The 21,630-nt window shown below is 29.4% G+C and carries 19 protein-coding genes and 1 other annotated feature; of the genes, 11 read left to right on the forward strand and 8 right to left on the reverse strand.

Annotated elements, in window-relative coordinates:
- Positions 1-192 precede the first annotated feature (192 nt).
- Complete coding sequence (locus U8307_RS07730) at positions 193-678, forward strand: acyl-CoA thioesterase (protein ID WP_326906696.1); 486 nt, start codon at positions 193-195, stop codon at positions 676-678.
- Positions 679-852: 174 nt separating this feature from the next.
- The gene (locus U8307_RS07735) at positions 853-1,506 is read left to right on the forward strand and encodes an HDIG domain-containing metalloprotein (protein ID WP_326906697.1); all 654 of its coding nucleotides are present in this window, start codon (positions 853-855) and stop codon (positions 1,504-1,506) included.
- 46 nt (positions 1,507-1,552) lie between these two features.
- Here U8307_RS07735 and U8307_RS07740 read toward each other — a convergent pair whose 3' ends face one another.
- On the reverse strand, positions 1,553-1,888 hold the full coding sequence (locus U8307_RS07740) for a DUF6954 family protein (protein ID WP_326906699.1): 336 nt from the start codon (positions 1,886-1,888) through the stop codon (positions 1,553-1,555).
- A 286-nt stretch (positions 1,889-2,174) separates the two neighbouring features.
- Between U8307_RS07740 and U8307_RS07745 the strand changes: the two genes are divergently transcribed.
- From U8307_RS07745 to yyaC, 3 genes are all read left to right on the forward strand, one after another.
- Complete coding sequence (locus U8307_RS07745; RefSeq protein ID WP_326906701.1) at positions 2,175-2,960, forward strand: DUF975 family protein; 786 nt, start codon at positions 2,175-2,177, stop codon at positions 2,958-2,960.
- 69 nt (positions 2,961-3,029) lie between these two features.
- On the forward strand, positions 3,030-3,449 hold the full coding sequence (locus U8307_RS07750) for an OsmC family protein (RefSeq protein ID WP_326906703.1): 420 nt from the start codon (positions 3,030-3,032) through the stop codon (positions 3,447-3,449).
- Positions 3,450-3,501: 52 nt separating this feature from the next.
- Positions 3,502-4,065 (forward strand): spore protease YyaC, encoded by a 564-nt coding sequence (gene yyaC, locus U8307_RS07755; protein ID WP_326906705.1) that lies wholly within the window; start codon positions 3,502-3,504, stop codon positions 4,063-4,065.
- A 107-nt stretch (positions 4,066-4,172) separates the two neighbouring features.
- Here yyaC and leuB read toward each other — a convergent pair whose 3' ends face one another.
- The 5 genes from leuB to U8307_RS07780 form a co-directional block, all read right to left on the reverse strand.
- Complete coding sequence (gene leuB, locus U8307_RS07760; RefSeq protein ID WP_326906706.1) at positions 4,173-5,231, reverse strand: 3-isopropylmalate dehydrogenase; 1,059 nt, start codon at positions 5,229-5,231, stop codon at positions 4,173-4,175.
- Positions 5,232-5,294: 63 nt separating this feature from the next.
- On the reverse strand, positions 5,295-5,789 hold the full coding sequence (gene leuD, locus U8307_RS07765; RefSeq protein ID WP_326906708.1) for a 3-isopropylmalate dehydratase small subunit: 495 nt from the start codon (positions 5,787-5,789) through the stop codon (positions 5,295-5,297).
- Between the two features lie 27 nt (positions 5,790-5,816).
- A complete protein-coding gene (gene leuC / locus U8307_RS07770; RefSeq protein ID WP_326906710.1) occupies positions 5,817-7,076 on the reverse strand; it encodes a 3-isopropylmalate dehydratase large subunit in 1,260 nt (419 codons plus the stop codon).
- Positions 7,077-7,093: 17 nt separating this feature from the next.
- Positions 7,094-8,611: a 2-isopropylmalate synthase gene (locus U8307_RS07775; RefSeq protein WP_326906711.1), complete on the reverse strand. Its 1,518-nt coding sequence runs from the start codon at positions 8,609-8,611 to the stop codon at positions 7,094-7,096.
- An 87-nt stretch (positions 8,612-8,698) separates the two neighbouring features.
- Positions 8,699-8,957, reverse strand: a binding site (T-box leader).
- Between the two features lie 143 nt (positions 8,958-9,100).
- Entirely contained in the window at positions 9,101-10,477 is a 1,377-nt protein-coding gene (locus U8307_RS07780; RefSeq protein WP_326906713.1) for a S41 family peptidase, read from the reverse strand.
- Between the two features lie 136 nt (positions 10,478-10,613).
- Between U8307_RS07780 and U8307_RS07785 the strand changes: the two genes are divergently transcribed.
- From U8307_RS07785 to dnaB, 4 genes are read left to right on the forward strand one after another with little or no spacing between them, the layout of a single operon-like run.
- Positions 10,614-11,576, forward strand: coding sequence for a DUF2232 domain-containing protein (locus U8307_RS07785; protein WP_326906714.1), 963 nt, complete (start codon positions 10,614-10,616; stop codon positions 11,574-11,576).
- Between the two features lie 23 nt (positions 11,577-11,599).
- Positions 11,600-13,612, forward strand: a complete 2,013-nt coding sequence (locus tag U8307_RS07790) for a DHH family phosphoesterase (protein ID WP_326906716.1) — start codon at positions 11,600-11,602, stop codon at positions 13,610-13,612.
- Positions 13,609-14,055, forward strand: a complete 447-nt coding sequence (rplI, locus tag U8307_RS07795) for a 50S ribosomal protein L9 (RefSeq protein ID WP_326906718.1) — start codon at positions 13,609-13,611, stop codon at positions 14,053-14,055. The genes U8307_RS07790 and rplI overlap by 4 nt, the downstream gene beginning before the upstream one ends.
- Positions 14,056-14,064: 9 nt before the next feature.
- On the forward strand, positions 14,065-15,396 hold the full coding sequence (gene dnaB, locus U8307_RS07800) for a replicative DNA helicase (RefSeq protein WP_326906720.1): 1,332 nt from the start codon (positions 14,065-14,067) through the stop codon (positions 15,394-15,396).
- A gap of 115 nt (positions 15,397-15,511) precedes the next feature.
- Here dnaB and U8307_RS07805 read toward each other — a convergent pair whose 3' ends face one another.
- Positions 15,512-17,059, reverse strand: coding sequence for a DUF3794 and LysM peptidoglycan-binding domain-containing protein (locus tag U8307_RS07805; RefSeq protein WP_326906722.1), 1,548 nt, complete (start codon positions 17,057-17,059; stop codon positions 15,512-15,514).
- A gap of 470 nt (positions 17,060-17,529) precedes the next feature.
- Here U8307_RS07805 and U8307_RS07810 point away from each other — a divergent pair, with 470 nt between their 5' ends.
- Complete coding sequence (locus U8307_RS07810) at positions 17,530-19,131, forward strand: CTP synthase (protein WP_326906723.1); 1,602 nt, start codon at positions 17,530-17,532, stop codon at positions 19,129-19,131.
- A 39-nt stretch (positions 19,132-19,170) separates the two neighbouring features.
- Here the strand turns inward: U8307_RS07810 and U8307_RS07815 are convergent, their stop codons facing one another.
- Positions 19,171-20,043 (reverse strand): DMT family transporter, encoded by an 873-nt coding sequence (locus U8307_RS07815; RefSeq protein WP_326906724.1) that lies wholly within the window; start codon positions 20,041-20,043, stop codon positions 19,171-19,173.
- A gap of 134 nt (positions 20,044-20,177) precedes the next feature.
- Between U8307_RS07815 and cls the strand changes: the two genes are divergently transcribed.
- Entirely contained in the window at positions 20,178-21,623 is a 1,446-nt protein-coding gene (gene cls, locus U8307_RS07820; RefSeq protein ID WP_326906726.1) for a cardiolipin synthase, read from the forward strand.
- The last annotated feature ends 7 nt before the right edge of the window (positions 21,624-21,630 follow it).

Genomic DNA, 21,630 nt, shown 5'->3' on the forward strand with positions numbered 1-21,630 from the left:
ACTATATATGTAATAAAGTGTTTATTATGCTATAGGGCGAAAGGTGTATTATAACATATTAAGATATCTTTTTAAACATGAAAAATTACTGAATATTGTCAACTTGATTTAGCAAATAGTAAACTAAACTAAAAATTAATAGTAATTTATAATACGATTTGTTATAATTATTATTGACATCAAAATAAAGAGGTGATTATCATAGATTCTAAAACAGTAGAACAAACAAAAGTAGAAGTAGGTTGTTTAATGCAGCCAGAACAAGCAAATATAGCAGGTAATATACATGGTGGAGAAGTTTTGAAGTTAATGGATAATTCAGCGGGGATAGTTGCTTCAAGACATGCAGGTTCTAATGTAGTAACTGCAAGAGTTGACAGGGTGGAATTTCATTATCCGATTCATATAGGTAATTTTGTTAATTGCAAAAGCAAGATGACATTTGTTGGTAGAAGTTCAATGGAAGTTTCAGTTACGGTTTTAGTAGAAGATGTATTTAAAGACGAAGAGCCTAAAGTAGCCTTAACTGGTTATTTTACATTTGTTGCATTAGATTCAGATGGAAAACCAAGAGTTGTTCCATCTTTAGAAATTACTAATGAAGAAGAACAAAAAATTTACGATGAAAGCCAAAAAAGATATATGGAATTTAAAAAGTACAAAAACAATATAGAGTAAAGTTATTTTTAATCTTCAGAATTTGAAAAAACTATAAACTATTATTTTACAGTTTATAGTTTTTTTATTAATTTACTAAAAATGTTACCATATTGTTAAAGGATAATTTAAAATTGGTGTGGTATGATAGAATTATATTAAAATATTTTAAAAAATATATGACGGAGGAAATTAGTGCATCTTAAACAAAGAAAATTAAATTATAATTTAACTGATGATGAAACTAAGGAATATTTGTTTTATGAAATGAATAATCATTTATTGCTGGATGAAAAACCATCTGAATATTTCAATAGCATTTTAAACACTTCTATATTAAAGAAACTTCCTTTTCATATGTTATATAATTTGAAAAATGCTGATCAGTCACCTGTACACCATCCTGAAGGTAATGCTTGGAATCATACGATGTTAGTTATTGATTATGCAGCAAAAGAAAAGATTAAAAGCAAAAATGAAAAAATATTTATGTGGGCTGCCTTATTACATGATATAGGAAAACCGGATACAACTAAAATTAGAAAAGGTAAGATTACTTCATATGACCACGATAAGGTGGGAGCTGTATTAGCAATGGAATTTCTAAGAGAATTTGTAACAGACGAACAGTTTATTAATAAAGTAGCTTCTTTAGTAAGATGGCATATGCAAATTCTTCATGTAGTGAAAGAATTACCATTTGCAGATATAAAAACAATGAAGGAAGAAACAGATTATAAAGAAGTTGCTCTTCTAGGTTATTGTGATAGATTGGGAAGGACAAATGTAAATAAAGAAAAGGAAAAACAAAACATTGATACTTTTCTAAAAAAATGCAGGGTATTTTAAATAAATCTGAATGTCATAAAGGCATTCAGATTTACAAAAATCACATTTAGTTATGTATTTTTTTCCCGATACTTCCTCCAACAAAGGATGTCGTTAGAATTAAGAACATATAACCGATATACATAATATTGAATTCGCTAAACAAGTAAATTATTAAAAATACAATTCCAGGTAATGATAGAGTAATTACAAATTTCTTATAAGTGCTTTTATATAATAAACCTAATATACAGCTTAAGGCACCATAAATTAATAATATTACAAAGGCTGTATTTAGTTTTTCAAATATGTCCCCGTCTGCAAATATTGATACTATAACACCAAAGAAACCTAATACAAAACCTATCATTGCAGTTATTAATATACCTATTTTCGTTTTCATAAGTTCACCTCTCCTAAGAGATTATTTCTTTTAAACTTACTTTAATCTAATCTAATAATAAAATTATACATTAAGTATAAGGTAAAAACAATAGAAAAACATGGTTATAGAAATTCTGAGTATTGAATAATATATATATGTTATCTTGAGTTGTGTGAAATTAATGGTAGAGTTGAATATAATTATATGATATAATATATAAGGTGAAAAATACCTTTACATATTTGTGGAGATATGGAATAAGGATTGATTATACGACAACTAATATATAGGGGGATATTATTAAATGTGGACTAGACCTGAGCTAAAATCATTAGCGAAGAGCGCTTTAAAGGGGAATTATTGGAAGTCATTTTTTATAAGTATCGTTATTTTAATTGCTGGAGGTGGAAACGGCGGAGGTAATTCAGGGTATAATTTTCACAAAGAAGATATCGAAGGGTTTATTAATTTTAATCCTAATGCTATTGGCATATTTATAACTATAGCTTTATTAATTTTCGCATTTCGTTTGCTTATTGGGTATTCACTAGAGGTTGGTGGAATGAAATATTTTGTTCGTAGCGCTCAATACAAAAACACTGATGGATGTATTGGCTTTGCTTTTGATGGCCAAAATTTTAAAGGTATTGTATCTGCTATGTTTCTTAGGGCATTTTATATATTTCTTTGGTCATTATTATATATTGCAGCTATAGTTATAGCAATTTTTAGTCGAAAATTTATATTATTGTTATTTTCCCTTGTGTTAATAATACCTTCTATTGTAAAAGTGTATGCTTATTATATGGTTCCTTATATTTTATCCGATAATCCTAATATTGGTGCTAAAAGGGCTATCGAACTAAGTAATGAAATGATGATGGGTAATAAATTTGAATTATTTTGTTTGCAGTTATCTTTTATTGGATGGATTTTACTAGGATTACTTGCCTTTGGTATTGGTGTTTTATTTGTTAATCCATATATTCATGCTACTAATGCCCAATTGTACTTAGTTTTAAGAAGAAATGTTTTAGAAAGTAATTATACTAGCTATGAAGAATTAAATTTAGAAGAAGATTTTATATAGTTATAGAGATTATATATGTTATTATGAAAATAATGAAATAGATTAAATGACTACAGGAGGATTCAAACAGTGTTAAAAACACAGATAAATGCTAAATTAATAGGAAACATGGCTTTTGAAATGGATATTAATGGCCATAAGGTAACAACTGATACTACAGTTGAAAATGGTGGTAATAATTTAGGACCAAGTCCTAAGGCCTTGCTATTGGCTGGGCTAGTAGGTTGTTCAGGTATTGATATAATGTCTATGATAGAAGAAAATAAAATTAATGTCGATGATTTGAATGTTTATATTGAATCTGAAACAAGAGATGAGGATCCTAAAATATATAATTATATAAAAATATTATATAAATTTAAGGGTAAAAATTTATCTTTTAATGAATTAGAGAAAATTGTAAAGCTTTCAATGGAAAAATATTGTGGTGTAGCTGCTATGCTAGAGAAAGTAGTACCAATTACTTATGAAGTTAAAATAGAAGAATGATAGCATAAAAGCACCCCCTCCCGTATATACTAAATACGAGGGGGTGTTTCCTTTGAATCCAATAGAAGTTCATTATAAAAACAATTTCGCAAATATTAAAATAGGTCATTATTTATCAGAGTATTTAAATCAACATACGGCGATTATATGTATAGGTACTGATAAATGTATTATTGATAGTTTAGGACCTTTAATCGGAACAATGTTAGTTAAAAAAAATATATCTGTAGACGTATTTGGAACTTTAGATAAGCCTGTCCATGCTTTAAATTTAAATGAAAATATAAAGACAATTAAAAATAAGAAATATAATAATGTATTAGCTATTGACGCATGTTTAAGTAATAAGAAAAAGCAGGGTATAATAGAGGTAAGGCATGGTCCTATTAATCCTGGTAAAGGAATTGGGAAATATCTGCCTGAAATTGGGGATGTGTCAATAATTGGAATAGTTGATTCTAGTGAGAAGGAGTTTAATGATTTAGTTCAAGATACTAGACTTTCTTTAATTTATGAAATGGCTGAAGTTATAAGCGAAGGTATATTAACTGCTTTTAATATGAATAATAATATAGGAGAATATTTATGTGATCAAGCATCTCTGAGCAGAACATAAAATGTTGTAGAGTATTTTTTGTTATTCTGAATTTAGTGAAGAATTATTTCTTGAATTTAAGAAATTCTTCACTGAATTCAGAATAGATTTAATGAATTTTTTTGAAATTAGATATTTTCAACTATAATATTACCCATTTCTTGTGTGGTAATAATTTTTTCGCCTATTTTACCGATATCAGGTGTTCTGAAACCATCCTTTAATGCTTTCTTAACGGCATGTTCGATGTTATCAGATTCTTTTTGAAGATCAAAAGAGTATTTTAACATCATTGAAATTGATAATATTGTTGCAATTGGATTTGCTTTGTTAGAACCTGCTATATCAGGGGCTGAACCATGTACAGGTTCATACATTCCAAAATTATTGTCCCCTAAAGATGCTGAAGGGAGCATTCCAATAGATCCTGTAATCATACTTGCTTCATCTGAAAGTATATCTCCAAACATGTTTTCAGTTACAATTACATCAAATTGTTTTGGATTTTTTACTAACTGCATTGCAGCATTATCAACATACATGTGGTTAAGTGTTATGTCAGGATACTTTTTTGCTATTTCATTTACAGTTTTTCTCCATAGTCTTGATGTTTCTAAAACATTTGATTTGTCAACACTTGTAACTTGTTTATTTCTTGTTTGAGCAATTTTAAATGCCTGGTGTGCTATTCTTTCTATTTCATACTTTGAATATTCCATAGAGTCACAAGCATAATCACCTTTTGAATATTTTTCACCAAAATAAATTCCACTTGTAAGTTCTCTAACTATGACTATATCCATACCCCCTTTTATTATTTCAGGTTTTAAAGGACAAGATTCTTTTAAAACGTCAAACATAACTGCAGGACGAATATTAGAATATAAATTTAATTTTTTTCTTAATTCAAGTAGAGCTTTTTCTGGACGTTCATTACCTGGAAGACTGTCCCACTTAGGTCCTCCTACAGCCCCAAGAATTACAGCGTCACTATTTCTACATATTTCCAAGGTTTCATTAGGGAGGTTTTTTCCTACTTTGTCTATTGCTATACCACCTGCTAATACTTCATTGAAATCAAAGTTGTGATTGTATTTATCACCTATTTTATTCAAAATTTTTATGGCCTCTTCAACTATTTCTGGACCAATACCGTCACCTTTAATTACTGCTATTTTATATATCATAATTATACTCCTGATTGTTTATTTTAAATGAACGGGACGCATACAATGCGTCCCCTACGACGATTAGTTTGATAGTTTTTTATGTACGTATCCTACTAATCCACCATTATCAATAATTTGTTGTATAAACTGGGGAAATGGTTCAGCATTATATATTTCGTTTTTTGTATGGTTAGTAATTTTGCCACTTTTAAAGTCTACAGAAACTATATCTTCATCTTGGATTTTTTCTGCAGCTTCATCACATTCAAGTATGGGAAGACCTATGTTAAAAGAATTCCTATAAAAAATCCTACTATAGCTTTTTGCTATTACACATGATACTCCAGCTGCCTTAATTGCTATCGGAGCATGTTCTCTTGAAGAGCCACAACCAAAGTTTTTTAAAGCTACAATAATATCCCCATCTTTTACATTTGTTGCAAAACCTTTATCAATATCCTCCATGCAATGACTAGCCAGCGATGTTGGATCTATTGTGTTTAAATATCTTGCTGGTATTATTACATCTGTATCTATATCATTTCCATATTTATATACTTTACCTTTTACATTCATTTATATGACCTCCAAATAGTTTAATATTTATATTTCATTAGGATCAGCAATTTTGCCAACTATTGCAGAAGCTGCTGCTACAGCAGGGCTTGCTAGATATACTTCGGAGCCAACATGCCCCATGCGACCTACGAAATTTCTGTTTGTAGTAGTTATTGCACGCTCACCATCGGCTAGTATTCCCATATATCCTCCAAGACAAGGTCCGCAAGTTGGAGTACTTATAATTGCTCCTGAATCTATAAATATTTCAGCTAAGCCTTCTGTTATACATTGTTTGTAAATTGCTTGTGTAGCTGGAATGATTATTGTTCGTACATCAGGATGAACTTTATGACCTTTTAATATTTGTGCTGCCATTCTCATATCTTCAATTCTTCCATTTGTACAAGAACCAATTACAGATTGGTGGATTTTAACTTCACCTACTTCATTTATTATTCTAGTATTTTCAGGCAAATGAGGGAATGCAACAATTGATTTTAAAGTGTTTAAATCTATATCAATTACTTGTTCATACTCCGCATCTTCATCTGCCTCATAAATTGTATAAGGTTTTGTTGAATGTTCCTTCATGTATTTTATAGTTTTATCATCAACAGGAAAAATTCCGTTTTTTCCACCAGCTTCTATTGCCATATTTGAAATAGTAAATCTATCATCCATAGTAAGTTCTTTAATTCCTTCACCTGTAAATTCTAATGATTTATATAATGCTCCATCAACACCAATTTTGCCTATTAGATATAGAATAATGTCTTTTCCACAAACATATTTATTTGGTTTACCTGTTAAATTTATTTTTATAGCAGAAGGAACTTTTAGCCACATTTGACCTGTTGCCATTCCTGCAGCCATGTCAGTGCTTCCTACTCCTGTAGAAAATGCACCTAAGGCACCGTAAGTACAAGTGTGGGAGTCAGCTCCTATTACGGTGTTTCCTGAAACGACCAATCCTTTTTCTGGTAATAGAGCATGTTCAATGCCCATTTGTCCAACATCAAAGAAATTTGATATTTCTTGATTTTTACAAAAACATCTTGATGTTTTACATTGTTCTGCTGATTTTATATCTTTATTAGGTACGAAGTGATCTAAAACAACAACAACTTTATCTTTATCATAAACTTTTTTAGCACCCATTTTCTCAAATTCTTTAATTGCTACTGGTGTTGTAATATCATTTCCAAGAACTAAGTCTAAATTAATTTCAATAAATTGTCCTGCTTTAACTTCATTTATCCCAGCATGGGATGCTAAGATTTTTTGTGTCATTGTCATGCCCATTGTGTTCCTCCTTGTTATTAATTATTTTGATTTGTATATTTAATTTTATTTAAAGCGTTAATATATGCCTTTATACTTGCTTCAATAATATCTGTACTTAAACCTCTGCCTACATATGTTTGTCCATTTTCTTTTAGCCTTACGACGGCATCGCCTAATGCATCTTCACCTTCAGTTATCGAATTTAATGAAAAGTCATCTAATTCTAATTTTTTCCCATATACTTTTTCAATTGCTTTAAAGGAAGCATAAATTGGTCCTTCTCCTACAGCAACTTCCTCTATTATGGTATTGTCTTTTTTGATAGCAACTGTAGCAGTTGAAGTTATAACATTACCACTGTTAATTACATATTTTTCAAGTTCAAAAGCTTTTGGAACCTCAATTTTTTGCCTAGAAACTAAAGCGTCAATATCTTTGTCATATACATCTTTCTTTTTATCTGCAAGATTTTTGAATCTTTTAAATGCTTCATCTAATTCTTTTTTTGATAAGCTGTATCCAAGTTGTATTAATTTGTCATTAAAAGCATGTCTACCTGAGTGTTTGCCAAGAACTAACTTATTTGTATCAAGTCCTATTGATTCAGGAGTTAATATTTCGTAAGTTTTTTTGTTGTTAAGAACTCCATGCTGGTGAATGCCAGATTCGTGAGCAAAGGCATTTGCTCCTACTATTGCCTTGTTAGGCTGTACCTTTATTCCTGTAATTCTAGTTAATAGATTGCTGCTTTTAGTTATTTGCTTAGTATCTATTCTAGTATCAGCGTTGTAAAGGTCTTTTCTAGTTTTAAGAGCCATTACAATTTCTTCTAAAGCTGCATTTCCAGCCCTTTCTCCAATTCCATTAATAGTACATTCAATTTGAGTAGCTCCAGCCTTTATTGCAGCAATAGAGTTTGCAACACCAAGACCTAAATCATTATGACAATGAACAGATATGTCTACTGTTTTTAATGCAGGGCATCTATTTATAATATCTGTGATAAAGTTATAATATTCGTCAGGCGTTGTATAACCGACGGTATCTGGAATATTAATTGTAGTTGCGCCAGCTTTTATAGCCTTATTAAATACTTTAGCAAGAAAATCTATATCGCTTCTAGTAGCATCTTCTGCAGAAAATTCAATATCATTACATTTTAATTTAGCATAAGCAACCATACTTTCAACCTTTTCAACAACTTCGTCAGGGTTCATTCTTAATTTGTGTTTCATGTGTATTGGTGATGTTGCTAAAAAAACATGAATACGAGGATGCTTTGCATATTTTAAACTTTCAATTGCCTTGTCGATATCATCTTTATGTGCTCTAGCCAAACTTGTTATTATGCAGTTATTTATATTTTTTGAAATTTCTTGTATGGAGTTTAAATCTCCAGGTGATGCAGCTGCAAATCCGGCTTCAATAATATCTACATTCAATCTTTCTAATTGTTGTGATATTTCAATTTTTTCTTTTAAATTCATACTACAGCCAGGTGACTGTTCACCATCTCTTAAAGTTGTGTCAAAAATTTTTATAATTTTATCCATGTTAATCTCCTTAATTCTTCATAAAATCTCTGATTTGTCGACGAAACAGAGTAAAATAAAAAATCCGTCCATGAAAGTATTAATACTCTCAGGGACGGATATAATTCCGCGGTACCACCCAAATTGTTTTCTAGTTTAATATAAAATTAAATACTAAAAAAAGAAAACCACTCAAAATCAGATTCTAACAAATCCTTAGCCTTTAACGAGGCGACGTATTTTCCTACTAATTTCAGAAAATCAGCTCGGGAGCGAGTGTGTTTTCATGACAGTATCGGCTTTCAGCTAAGACCGACTCTCTGTGACGTGCCATTGTGAAAAGTTTTTTCTCCTTCACAGCTTTTATTTTTTAATTTTTATGAATTGTAACACCAGAAAAATTCTTTGTCAACAGTTTTTTTAAAAATTTTTTCTGTATTTTTGCAATTGTATTTATATAAAATACAACTAACGAATTATGTATACTGATTAACATATCTATACTTATTTTTAATTGTTTAATAGTTGTTCAATTGCTTTTTCAAGCTGTATATCTTCCATGCTACTGTTAGCATATTCTAATAATTCTGAATATAATTTGTTTTGTGTAGCTATATCAATTGTACCGTAAGCACTTAAATTATTATCATCTTGGAAGTTTTTCACTTGTTCAAATGATGTATTGTCATAAACACCATCAGGTTCATTTACGTCGTAACCTAAAGTCTGTAATATCATTTCAGCAGAAAGCACATCAAGGCTTACATCACCTAAGTTTGGTTTTTGCTCTTTGCTGAATTCAGGATATTTTGATGTATCTATTTTTGGATTTTCTACTACAATATGTGGTGTGATTCCTATTTTATGAACGGGAGTTTTATCAATTGAAAAATATTCTGCAGTAGTAAATTTAACACCTGAACCATTTTTCAAACGATACAGAGATTGAACTATTCCTTTGCCAAAGGATTTAGTCCCTACTATTACTCCTTCATTCTTATATTTAACAGCACCAGCAAAAATTTCTGTTGCACTGGCGCTTCCGCCATTTATTAAAACTGCTATATCATATTTTTGTTGTTTTAGATTACTTGAATAAACATATTCTTCTCCTGTTGCATAATCAACATATACCACTGGTCCTTCAGTAACGAATAAATTCAACATATCAATTGCTGCTTTTAAAGTACCGCCACCATTGTTTCTTAAATCTATTACAATATCTTTTATATTGCTTTCATCAAAAACATCAAGTTCTTTTTTTGCAAGTTCAACTGTATTATTAGCAAATTCAGTAATTTTAAGATAACCGATATTATTCTCTAAGATTTTTCCTTCTACAGTACTAGTAACGATTTTGTTTCGAATTACATCAAAATTTAAATTTTTTCCGTCACGAATAACGCCAATTTTTACTGTAGTGCCTTCAGGACCCTTAATGATAGCTGATGCTTCTCCAATTGTCATTCCTGTAATATCTAACCCATCAACATATTTTATAATATCTCCTGGCTCAATACCTGCTTTAATTGCTGGAGAATCTGCTAATGGAGTTAACACAGTAACTTGTCCTTCAGAATCAATAATTTGAACTCCAATTCCAGTAAATTCACCAGCAGTGTTATCAATCAATGATTGATATTCTTCTGGAGTATAATATACGCTATATTCATCTAAAACATTAAAAAAACCAACGTAAAGTCCATTGATAATATCGTCTTGATCTACTTCATACTGATAATCTTGTAGGACAAATTTAATTACATCTTGCATAAATTCGACATCTGATTCAAATTTTTCTTCGTCTAATTCTCTAGCAAAGGCGTAAGATGTTAGTGTAGATAGTATCATAATAATAGCCAGTATTAAACAAATTTTTCTCTTCATATAGCCACCTCTTTCAATATATTGTTATCATTAGTATAATGAAAAGATAAAGAAGTGTAAAGGAAAATTAATTTTGACTTTATAAAGAATTTAGGGTAAAATATTATAATTAAAGTATATTTGAATAGAGGGAAATATGAATAGAAACTTGAAAACTTCTAGTATTACTGAGGCTGCAATGATAACAGGAATACTAGTTATAGTAGCATATATATCATCTTTCTTTTCCTTTGTGTTATTTTTTTATCCTACACCAGCTATTTTTTTAGCTAAGAGGAAGGGATTGAGGTATGCCAGTCTATCTTTAATTGCAGCAGGTATTTTGATTAGCATGCTGTTAGGTTTACAAAATGGGATTACATTTTTAATTTTATATTCTCCCATGTCGATAGCTCTTGCATATGGTACTTGTAAAAATGAAGAACCAAATAAAACAATTTTGTATGGATCAGCAGCATTTATGATTTCATTTGTTATATTTGTATTACTGATGCAGGCAATTCTAGGAATAAGTTTTGTTCAGCAGTTAGAGTTAATGTATGAAGAAAGCATCAATATGACTAAGGATATGCTTATTGGTACTGCTGGAAATATAGATAATGAAAGTATAAGTGGTATTGCTGAAGAATTGGATAATATGGCTATAACTATGTCATATATTATTAATAATTTATTTCCTGCAATTTTAATAGTTTCATCAGTTGCTATGTCATATGTTAATTACATTGTAGCAAGTAAGTTTGCAAAGAGGTTTTCTATAGATATTAGACAACATACGGGTATAAGTCATTTTTCTTTTCCAAGAAATTTTATGATAGCAATGGCTGTGTTATTGTTACTATCTTATTTGATGAGTGTATTCAATATTAATGTAAGAATAATTCAATCAAATATATTTTTTATTGCATATATGGCTATGTTTGTACAAGGTTTTGCAGTTTTAAAATTCTTTTTAATAAAGTGGAATTTAAATAAAGTACTTATTACAATTATTTTAATACTTGTATTATTAGGGGCTATGTTTGGACAAATTCTTGTCTTAACTGGTGTTCTGGATTTAGTACTAGACTTAAGAAAGATTAAACATAATGCAATATAAATATTTGTATTGGAGGAATTAATATGGATGACAATAAAAAAACTCCAAAATTTCTAGAGGAAAATAGTTTTATCTACTTTATATTAACTATTGTAATTATTGCAATTTTTATTATTGAGAGGATGTATTATTATGCTGGGATTTTTGGACTAATATTAATTATAATTACAGCAATAACTTTAAAGAGACAAATAACAAATGAAAAAGATTTTAAAAAGTATATAATAAATTACACTAAAAATATTGAAAATCTATCAGTTAACTCATTTTATAATTTCCCTACACCTATTTGTGTAATTGGCAACCAAGGTAAACTTTTTTGGATTAATTCAAAATTTAATGAATTAGTTGGTGAAAATATAGAGAATCTTGAAAATATTACAGGTTTTTTTTCAGATTTTCCTATTGATTATTTAGAAGGAAAACAAGATGGGATAATTAATAATATTGAGTTACCTGAAGTTGGTAGAAATTTCAATATTATGTTCTATGAACTTGAAGAAGGTAAGTTTGGAGAAGGTAATTCTTATGTATTATATTGGATAGAAAATACTGCTTATACGATACTTAAAAATAAATATAACGATGAACGTCCAATAGCTATGTTGATTCAAATCGATAATTACGATGAAATATCTGAAAAGATGGACAAAGGTGAAAAATCTGCAATGACAGCAGAGGTTGAAAAAATACTTAATAAGTATGCTTCTGAAATGAATGGTTTTGTATTAAAATATGATACGTATAGATTTTTTATGATGATAGAAAATAAATATCTTGATGCTCTTGAATCAAAAAAATTCTCTATGCTGGAGGATGTTAAGGGATTAAAGAACGATGCTGATTATTATTTTACATTAAGTATAGGTGTTGGAGCTTATTCTAAAACTTTAGCACAATTAGTTGAATATGCCAAAGGTGCATTAGATGTTTCTTTAGGTAGAGGTGGAGATCAAGCTGTTGTAAAAAGAATTAATTCAGTTAAATTCTATGGCGGTAAAAGCAAGGCAGTTGAAAAGCGTACAAAGGTAAAAGCTAGAATAATATCCTATGCATTAAGACAAATTATAGACCAAAGTTCTAACGTAATTATTATGGGTCATAGAGTTGGAGATATGGACAGTTTAGGTGCATCAATAGGATTGTATAGTATTGCCAGAAGCAGAGGAAAGAAATCTTATATAGTTTTAAATAATGTGAATTATGCTTTGAAAAATATGTATGAAAGAATTAAAGTTGAAGATAGTCATTATTTAGAGTCAATAATAGATACAGAAACAGCGTTAAGTCTCGTAGAACAAAATACTCTATGTGTTGTTTTAGACACACATAGAGGAAGCTATACAGAGGCACCGGAACTATTGACAAATGTGGAAAAAATTGTACTCATTGACCATCACAGGAGAAGTGAAGAATATATAGAGAATACGTTGCTTGACTATATTGAGCCTTATGCTTCTTCAACATGTGAATTAGTATCCGAGATAATACAGTATATGGATGATCATATTAAATTGACTAAATTTGAAGCAGATGCTTTAATGGCTGGTATAGTTGTTGATACAAATTCTTTTACTTTTAAAACTGGTGTTAGAACTTTTGAAGCTGCATCATTTTTAAGAAGAAATGGAGCTGATACAGTAGATGTTAAACAGCTCTTTAATGATAGTCTTGATGCAATGAAAAAGAAAACAGAAATAATAGATAAATCAGAAATAAAGTATGGTGATATAGCAATATCATATATAGATGAAATTGCAGATGATTCAAATGTAATTGCAGCACAAAGTGCTGATGAACTTTTAACAATTAAAGACGTTGTAGCAAGTTTTGTATTAGTGAGAAATGAAGATTATATTAATATTAGTGGTCGCTCTATAGGAAATGTTAATGTTCAAGTAATTATGGAATACCTAGGCGGAGGTGGACATTTAAATATGGCAGGAGCGCAAATTCAAACAACTGATATGGAAGAGGCGAAAGCTAAACTGTATGAAGCAATAAGTTATTATAAAGAGGAGAGTGTTAATAAATGAAAGTAATATTATTAGAAGACGTGAAAAATGTAGGCAAAAAAGGAAAGATAATAAATGCAAAAGATGGATATGCAAGAAATTTCTTATTTCCTAAGAATTTAGCTATAGAAGCAACACAAGCAAATTTAAAAAACTTAGAAAATGTTAAGAAAAAACAAGAAGAAAAAGAAAGAGAAATATATGAAGAAGCTAAAAAACTAGAAGAAAGTCTTATGAAAGTTTCTATGGTAATAAAATCTAAGGTTGGAGAAAATGGAAAACTATTTGGCTCCATTACTACTAAAGAAATAGCTGAACAATTAGAAGTAGAAAATGGAATAACTATAGATAAAAGAAAATTTGAACTAGAAGAACCGATAAAGTCAGTCGGTAACTACTCTGTTAAAGTTAAGCTTCATCCACAGGTAACAGCTAAGATAAATGTTATTGTTACAGAAAATTAAGAGGTTAAAATGTCTGATTTAATAAATTTAGGTAAAGTTCCTCCACATAATTTAGAAGCTGAACAAACTGTGTTGGGTTCAGCATTAATAGATCATGTTGCAGTAGAAAAAATAATAAATCTTTTAAATACTGAAGATTTATATTTTGAGGCAAATAGAGAGATCTTTGAAAGTATAAAGCAGGTTCACATACAAAATATTCCTGTTGATGTTCTTACTGTTACAGAAGAACTGAAGAAAAGAGAAAAAGTTGATTATATTGGTGGTTTTGAGTATTTAGCAAAACTTACAGAAAATATTATTACTTCAAAAAATGTTGAGGCATATTGTAATATAATAAGAGAAAAATCAACTTTGAGAAAACTTATAAGTGCTTCGAATGAAATAATTGATAAGGGATATAAAGAAAATGAGGATATTCAAAAGATTATTGAATTAGCTGAATCAAGGATTTTTTCTATATCTCAAAATAGAAGTATTAATACCTTTGTTGAAATAAAAGATGTTCTATTAAGTGTATTTAATCAACTTGAAGAAAGAGCAATGCATAAAGGAAGTTTGACTGGTATAACTACAGGATATGATGACCTTGACAGAATGACATCCGGCCTACAAAGGTCAGATTTAATTCTATTGGCAGCAAGACCTTCTATGGGTAAAACTGCATTAGCCTTAAACCTTACGATGAATGCTGTAAAATCTGGGGCTTCTGTAGCTCTTTTTAGCCTTGAAATGTCAAAGGAGCAATATGTACAAAGAATCCTTAGTATGGAAAGTATGGTTGAAAGCAATAAACTTAGGACAGGCAATTTAGAAGATGAAGATTGGACAAGGCTTATATCAGTAATGAGTACTGTCTCAAATTATAAGGTGTTCATTGATGACACTCCATCTATTTCTATGTTTGAAATGATGTCTAAGTGTAGGCGTTTAAAAATTGAAAGTGGTTTAGATTTAATTGTTGTCGATTATCTTCAATTAATGACTGACGGTAGAAAAACAGATAGTAGACAACAGGAAATTTCTAATATTTCAAGGGGATTAAAGGCATTGGCAAGAGAGCTGGATTGCCCTGTATTGGCCTTATCTCAGTTATCCCGTGCACCAGAACAGAGAACTGACCACAGGCCTATAATGTCTGACTTGAGAGAGTCTGGGGCTATAGAGCAGGATGCCGACGTAGTTATGATGCTTTATAGAGATGAATATTATCATCCAGATGATACTGAGAAAAGAGGAATTACTGAAGTTATACTTACTAAACAGAGAAATGGTCCAATTGGAACAGTAGAACTTGCATGGATTGAACAGTATACGAAATTTGGAAATATACAGAAATAATTTTAATGACAAAAATATAAAATTAATTTTATCATTAATTTGAAGAAAGTGCGCATGCTGCGCACTTTCTTGTTATTTTATATTAGTTAATAAGTTATTGTATATGTAATGTCGGTTATACTTTTCTAGCAATTATAATTTTAGTACCAGGTGTTAATTCATCTTCAGGAGAAATTTCATTTATTTCATTTAAATAATTAATTGATACATTGTAATTTTTAGCTATATCCCAAATTGTTTCTCCTGGTTGAACTACTCTGAATATTAAACTAGGCATTTTGTTGTAGTCAAGTGGTCCTGTTTCAGTAATGTTACTGATTACTGTCAATTCATCAGTATCTTTAAATTTCATGTCAATATTAATTTCACAGTTTACTATTACTGAATTATTGCCCTTTCTATAAGCATTACATTTATTTATTTTTACATCAGAGAGTATGTCGCTTTTTGCTTCGTCATTATCTAAGTCAATTGAAGCAGTAAATGGCAATGATGCATAAGCACTATCAATTTTATTTACATCTCCATTTAAATATAATAAATTTACATCTAGGAAACCATCAACTATATATTTGTCATCAAATATTCTTTTTTCAGATATTTTAGGACTAATATTTACTGTGTAAATATCTTTAATTGTACCTGACACTACATCGAAGTTATTATCATATTTAATGTCAGTTTCTTTAATATCTTTAATAGAAGATAAATTAACTTTTTGAGAATTTAATTCTATTTGAGATTCTGTCGAGTAGCAATCCATGATTATATTTTTCTCAATTGTATCATAGAGTTTTGCTTCTACAGTAAAGTTTGCGTTAAATTCAATAATTTTTTTCTCATTGTCATAGTTTTCTGACACATCATATGTTAATTCATTTAATGATACTTTTATGTCTCTTAACATATCTTCGTTTGAATCTTTGATTTCAATGTAGTGTGTAAATGGAAATTCCTCTGAAACATATCCTGTAGAACTTAAGTTATTATCTTCAGTGAAAAGGAAATCAACTTTACATATTCCTTCTACAATCATCCTTTCATTCATAACATCTGCATTAGTTATATAAACTTCTGCATCTGCCTTAAGGATACTAGAAATTTCGTTAGAGCCTTTACTTAATTCAACTGCATCATTTACATTAATTTCTTCTGAAGATTGAATAACAGTATCTGTATATTTAATATTTTTTGTTTTTGCTTGAAAACTACCATCAGATTCTAAACTTGAAATATAATCAACAGGATGTTTGTTTATTACATCTGTATCGAGAATTACAACTGCCTTTATTAAAAAATTTCTTTCTGATATTAGTTCTGAGTCGATATAATCAATATATGTATAAACTTGACCTTCCATATTGTCAGTAGCTCCTGGCACAGTTATTTCTTCTGTAAAGGGAAGCTTACCAGAAGTTGAGCATACTGATGTTTCTTCATCATTAGAACGGTAAATAATATTATAAAGTAAATCTCCACTAACAGTTAAATTATCAGTGGTAACTGTCACACTGTTAATATTAATTTTACCTTCTGTTGAAACTATTTTTTCTATATCTGGTAGATTATCAGAAATATTTATTTCATTTTCTAATAAAGCTTCAGACGAATTTGAATCAACAATTTCATTAATTATAAAAGTATCGCTTAATAATTTAAACAAATCAAATCCTCCTTTATTAATGCTGATTTTATTTATTGCCTGACTGTAGACTAGCAAGGCCTACATCAATTCCCTGTAGCTAAACAGAATTCTCTTATAAATGTATATGCACTTTATTTTTCAATAGTACAATCATAATGAAAAAAAATAAAAAAGTAATTGACCTTTTAGCAATTTTCATATAAAATTGATTCGTGAATATCTTACATTCTTTTTACGAAATATAATTTAATAAATTAATGCTATTCTGAAAAAACCTTTAAAATATTTTTTTTGGAACAGCAAAATATATATCGGAATAGATTTAATAGAGACTAAAAAAAAAAACCCCTTTTTGTCTCTGTTTTTTATGTTATTAGATATTTTATATATGGGGAATTTTTTATTTTGGTAGCAAGTAGTGATTTATTTTATTAGAAGATGATTAAACAAAGAAAAAACAGAAATAATAGGAATTATAGGAGGATAAAATGCCAAAATACATTTTTATTACAGGAGGAGTCGTTTCTTCATTAGGAAAGGGAATAACAGCAGCTTCTTTGGGAAGATTGCTTAAAGCAAGGGGTTTAAATGTAACACTTCAAAAATTTGATCCATATTTAAATGTTGACCCTGGCACGATGAGTCCATATCAACATGGAGAAGTTTATGTTACAGACGATGGTGCTGAAACAGATTTAGACTTAGGACACTATGAAAGAATAGTTGATATAGATTTGACTAAATATAGCAGTATAACATCTGGAAAAATATATTGGTCTGTTTTAAATAAGGAAAGAAAAGGTGATTATTTAGGAGGAACAGTACAGGTAATACCTCATGTAACAAATGAAATTAAAAAGATGCTAAAAAGGGTTGCTACAGTTAAGGACGTTGATGTAGTAATAACAGAAATTGGTGGTACTGTAGGTGATATCGAAAGTTTACCTTTCTTAGAAGCTATTAGACAAATTCGTTACGAAGTAGGAAGAGAAAATGTAATGTATATACATGTTACTTTATTACCTTATTTATCAAAAGCTGGAGAACTTAAAACAAAACCTACACAACATAGTGTTAAAGAGCTTTTAAGTATAGGGATTCAGCCGGATTTACTTGTTTGTAGATCTGAAAAAGAAATAACATGGGATTTAAAGTCTAAAATTGCTTTGTTCTGTAATGTAGATAAAGAAAATGTAATACAAAATGCTGATGCAAATTCATTATATGACATACCCCTATTGTTAGAGAACGAAGGTTTAGCTAGACTTGTTTGTAATCATTTTGGTATAGTTTGTAAAGACCCTGATCTAACAGAATGGAAGGAAATGGTTAAACGTTCCAAAAATCCACAACATTATGTAAATATAGCTTTGGTAGGAAAATACGTTGAACTTAAAGACGCTTACTTATCTGTAGCAGAAGCTTTAAAACATGCTGGGATTGATAATTCAGCTGAAGTTAATATAAATTGGATACATTCAGCAGATATATCTGAAGAAAATTATGAAGAACTTTTAAAAGATTGTAATGGAATACTAGTACCAGGTGGTTTTGGAGATAGAGGAATTGAAGGAAAGGTGCTAGCTGCTAAATATGCTAGAGATAACAATAAACCTTTTTTAGGTATATGCTTAGGTATGCAGATGGCTGTTGTAGATTTTGCTAGAAATGTACTTCAATATAGTGATGCCAATAGTTCTGAATTTAATGAACAATCTGAACACCCAGTAATAGATTTGATGAATGATCAAAAAGATTTACAAAATAAAGGCGGAACTATGAGACTAGGCAGGTATCCATGTAAGTTAATTGATGGTACAAAAGCTAAAGAAGCCTATGACGGTGCTGATTTAATTTCAGAAAGACATAGACATAGATATGAATTTAATAATGAGTTTAGACAAGTTTTTGAAGATAATGGACTTATAATTTCTGGGGTTTCTCCTGACAACAAGCTTGTAGAAATTGTTGAATTAAAAGATCATCCATGGTTTGTAGGCGCCCAATTCCATCCAGAATTTAAGTCAAGACCTACAAGAAGTCATCCATTGTTTAAACATTTAATAAAGGCAGCAATAGAAAATAAATAATTTATTACTATAGATGGGCAGGACAATGTATCTGTCCTTTTATAATTGAGGTTTATTTTGTGATGTTATATAATATAAAACTCCGGAAATAATAATTGTTCCTCCAATAAATGTCGACATTGAAGGAATTTCTTTAAATATTATTAACGCGAGCGCACTGGAAAATATTGGTTCTGTTAAAGTTGAAACTGAAATTAATGTTGCAGATATATATTTCATAAGATAATTATAAACAGTATGTCCAAGAATAGAGCAAGAAAATGCAAGAGCTATAAATATTACAAATTCTTTTAGTGAATAAGGGTATAAAGGTGTATCAGTTAAAAGACATATTAAGAACAATACTATTGTAGATGCTGTATATACTATAAAAACATATGTACCAGCATTTAAATTCTTACGAACTATGCCTCCTATTACCAAGTATCCAGCTACAAAAATTGCACCCATAAAGGCAAGAAAATTTCCTAACATCATGCTGCTACTTAGACCCCCTGCTGTACCTAGGGTAATTATAGTTGTACCTAATAAAGACATTGCTATGCCGATGAACATATTTGAAGTAAATTTTTCCTTTAAAATTACGTAATTTGCAAGCGCAACAAAAATAGGACTGGAAGATACAAGAATTGTTGAATTAGCTATTGTTGTCATATTTATTGAAGTAATCCAAGTTGCAAAATGTAACGCAAGAAATATACCGCTTAGAATACATAAGATAAAATCTTGCCTTTTAATATTTTTCAATTCTATTCTATATTTTAAAACAAACGGTATAAAAAGCATCAGTATTGTAAAAAGCATCCTATATGCAGATATAACAAGGGAAGGTGCATTGGATATTCGAATAAAAATAGATGATAATGAAGTGAAAAATGTTCCAACTAAAACTAAGTATTTTAATTTATTCATGATAATTACCTACTTATATATTTGAAATTATACTAACATAATTACATTTAAAATACAATTAATGTTTAAGCGTAGAAAATATGGTAATAAATAGTATAATGAAGTAACGAAACGATTAACAACTGGAGGACGTTATGCTAAGTTTAATAGAATCATTTTCAATAATATATTTTATAAATATAATTATGGCTTTTATTATTATTTTTCTAGAACGAAAGGATCCTACTGCTACATTAGCATGGGTTTTAGTTCTTTTCGTATTTCCTGGTTTTGGCTTTATATTTTATTTATTATTAGCACAAAATTTCAGCCGTAAAAAGCTTTTTAAAATGAAAATTAAGGATAAGAAGACCTTTGGTAATTATTTAAAAGTACAGCAAGAATTATTTAACACAGGCAAATTACATCTTAATGATAAAAATGTAGAATCGTATATAGATATATTAAAAATGAATCTATTTGCAAACGAAACATCATTTACTCAAAATAATGATGTTGAAATTTTTATAGATGGCAAGGAAAAATTCTATGAGTTGTTTAAATGTATCGAGAGAGCTCAAAATCATATTCATATTGAATATTATATTATAAAAAATGACAACTTGGGAAATAGATTGTTGAATTTGCTTGCTAAAAAAGCAGAAGAAGGGATAGAAGTTAAGTTGTTGTTTGATTCAATAGGAGGCAGAAGTATTCCAAAGTCAACAATTGATAGACTTAAAATATCAGGAGTTAAAGTAGGTGCTTTTTTTTCTAGTAACATACCATTTTTCAACTTTAAAATTAATTTTAGAAATCATAGAAAGATAGTTGTTATAGATGGTAAAATAGGATTTATTGGTGGATTTAATATAGGGGATGAATATGTAGGATTAAATAAAGAAATAGGTTATTGGAGAGATACACATATTAAAATTACTGGTGATGCAGTAATAGATTTGCAAACACGTTTTTTTCTAGACTGGGGTCATGCTACAAATGAGGATATGTTATATCTTCCTAGATATTTTCCTGACAACGGAAATAATGGAAAAGTTGGAATTCAAATTGTAAGTAGTGGTCCAGATAAAACAGATGAGGTAATAAAAAGTAACTATGTAAAAATGATAAATTCAGCAAAGAAAAATATTCTAATTCAAACTCCATATTTTGTACCTGATTCCAGTATATTTGAAGCATTAAAAATTGCTGCTATGTCTGGTGTAGATGTTCGCATAATGATACCATGTAAACCAGATCATCCTTTTGTCTATTGGGCATCATATTGGTATTGTGGAGATTTGCTGCCATATGGAGTTAAAGTTTATACCTATGAAAATGGATTTTTACATGCTAAAACTATTGTAGTTGATGGAGTAATATCTTCAGTAGGTACAGCAAATTTTGATATTAGGAGTTTCAAACTTAACTTTGAAGGCAATGCTATAATTTATGATACAAAAATTTCAATTATGTTGGCAAACATATTTATGGAAGATCTGAATTACTCTATAGAACTTACTAGGGAGTTATATTTAGAAAGAGGATTATTTATAAGATTTAAAGAATCTATATCTAGATTGTTGGCACCATTGCTATAATTAGTGT

The sequence above is a fragment of the Sedimentibacter sp. MB31-C6 genome (genome assembly GCF_035934735.1).
Taxonomy (GTDB): domain Bacteria; phylum Bacillota; class Clostridia; order Tissierellales; family Sedimentibacteraceae; genus Sedimentibacter.

Bases quoted from the DNA above. Each gene is read 5' to 3' on its own strand.
- U8307_RS07745 (WP_326906701.1), top strand. From the start codon at position 2,175: ATGTGGACTAGACCTGAGCTAAAATCATTAGCGAAGAGCGCTTTAAAG.
- leuC (WP_326906710.1), bottom strand. From the start codon at position 7,076: ATGGGCATGACAATGACACAAAAAATCTTAGCATCCCATGCTGGGATA.
- U8307_RS07790 (WP_326906716.1), top strand. From the start codon at position 11,600: ATGGATGACAATAAAAAAACTCCAAAATTTCTAGAGGAAAATAGTTTT.
- U8307_RS07780 (WP_326906713.1), bottom strand. From the start codon at position 10,477: ATGAAGAGAAAAATTTGTTTAATACTGGCTATTATTATGATACTATCT.
- rplI (WP_326906718.1), top strand. From the start codon at position 13,609: ATGAAAGTAATATTATTAGAAGACGTGAAAAATGTAGGCAAAAAAGGA.
- U8307_RS07810 (WP_326906723.1), top strand. From the start codon at position 17,530: ATGCCAAAATACATTTTTATTACAGGAGGAGTCGTTTCTTCATTAGGA.
- U8307_RS07785 (WP_326906714.1), top strand. From the start codon at position 10,614: ATGAATAGAAACTTGAAAACTTCTAGTATTACTGAGGCTGCAATGATA.
- dnaB (WP_326906720.1), top strand. From the start codon at position 14,065: ATGTCTGATTTAATAAATTTAGGTAAAGTTCCTCCACATAATTTAGAA.
- leuB (WP_326906706.1), bottom strand. From the start codon at position 5,231: ATGATATATAAAATAGCAGTAATTAAAGGTGACGGTATTGGTCCAGAA.
- U8307_RS07775 (WP_326906711.1), bottom strand. From the start codon at position 8,611: ATGGATAAAATTATAAAAATTTTTGACACAACTTTAAGAGATGGTGAA.
- leuD (WP_326906708.1), bottom strand. From the start codon at position 5,789: ATGAATGTAAAAGGTAAAGTATATAAATATGGAAATGATATAGATACA.
- U8307_RS07815 (WP_326906724.1), bottom strand. From the start codon at position 20,043: ATGAATAAATTAAAATACTTAGTTTTAGTTGGAACATTTTTCACTTCA.
- cls (WP_326906726.1), top strand. From the start codon at position 20,178: ATGCTAAGTTTAATAGAATCATTTTCAATAATATATTTTATAAATATA.
- U8307_RS07740 (WP_326906699.1), bottom strand. From the start codon at position 1,888: ATGAAAACGAAAATAGGTATATTAATAACTGCAATGATAGGTTTTGTA.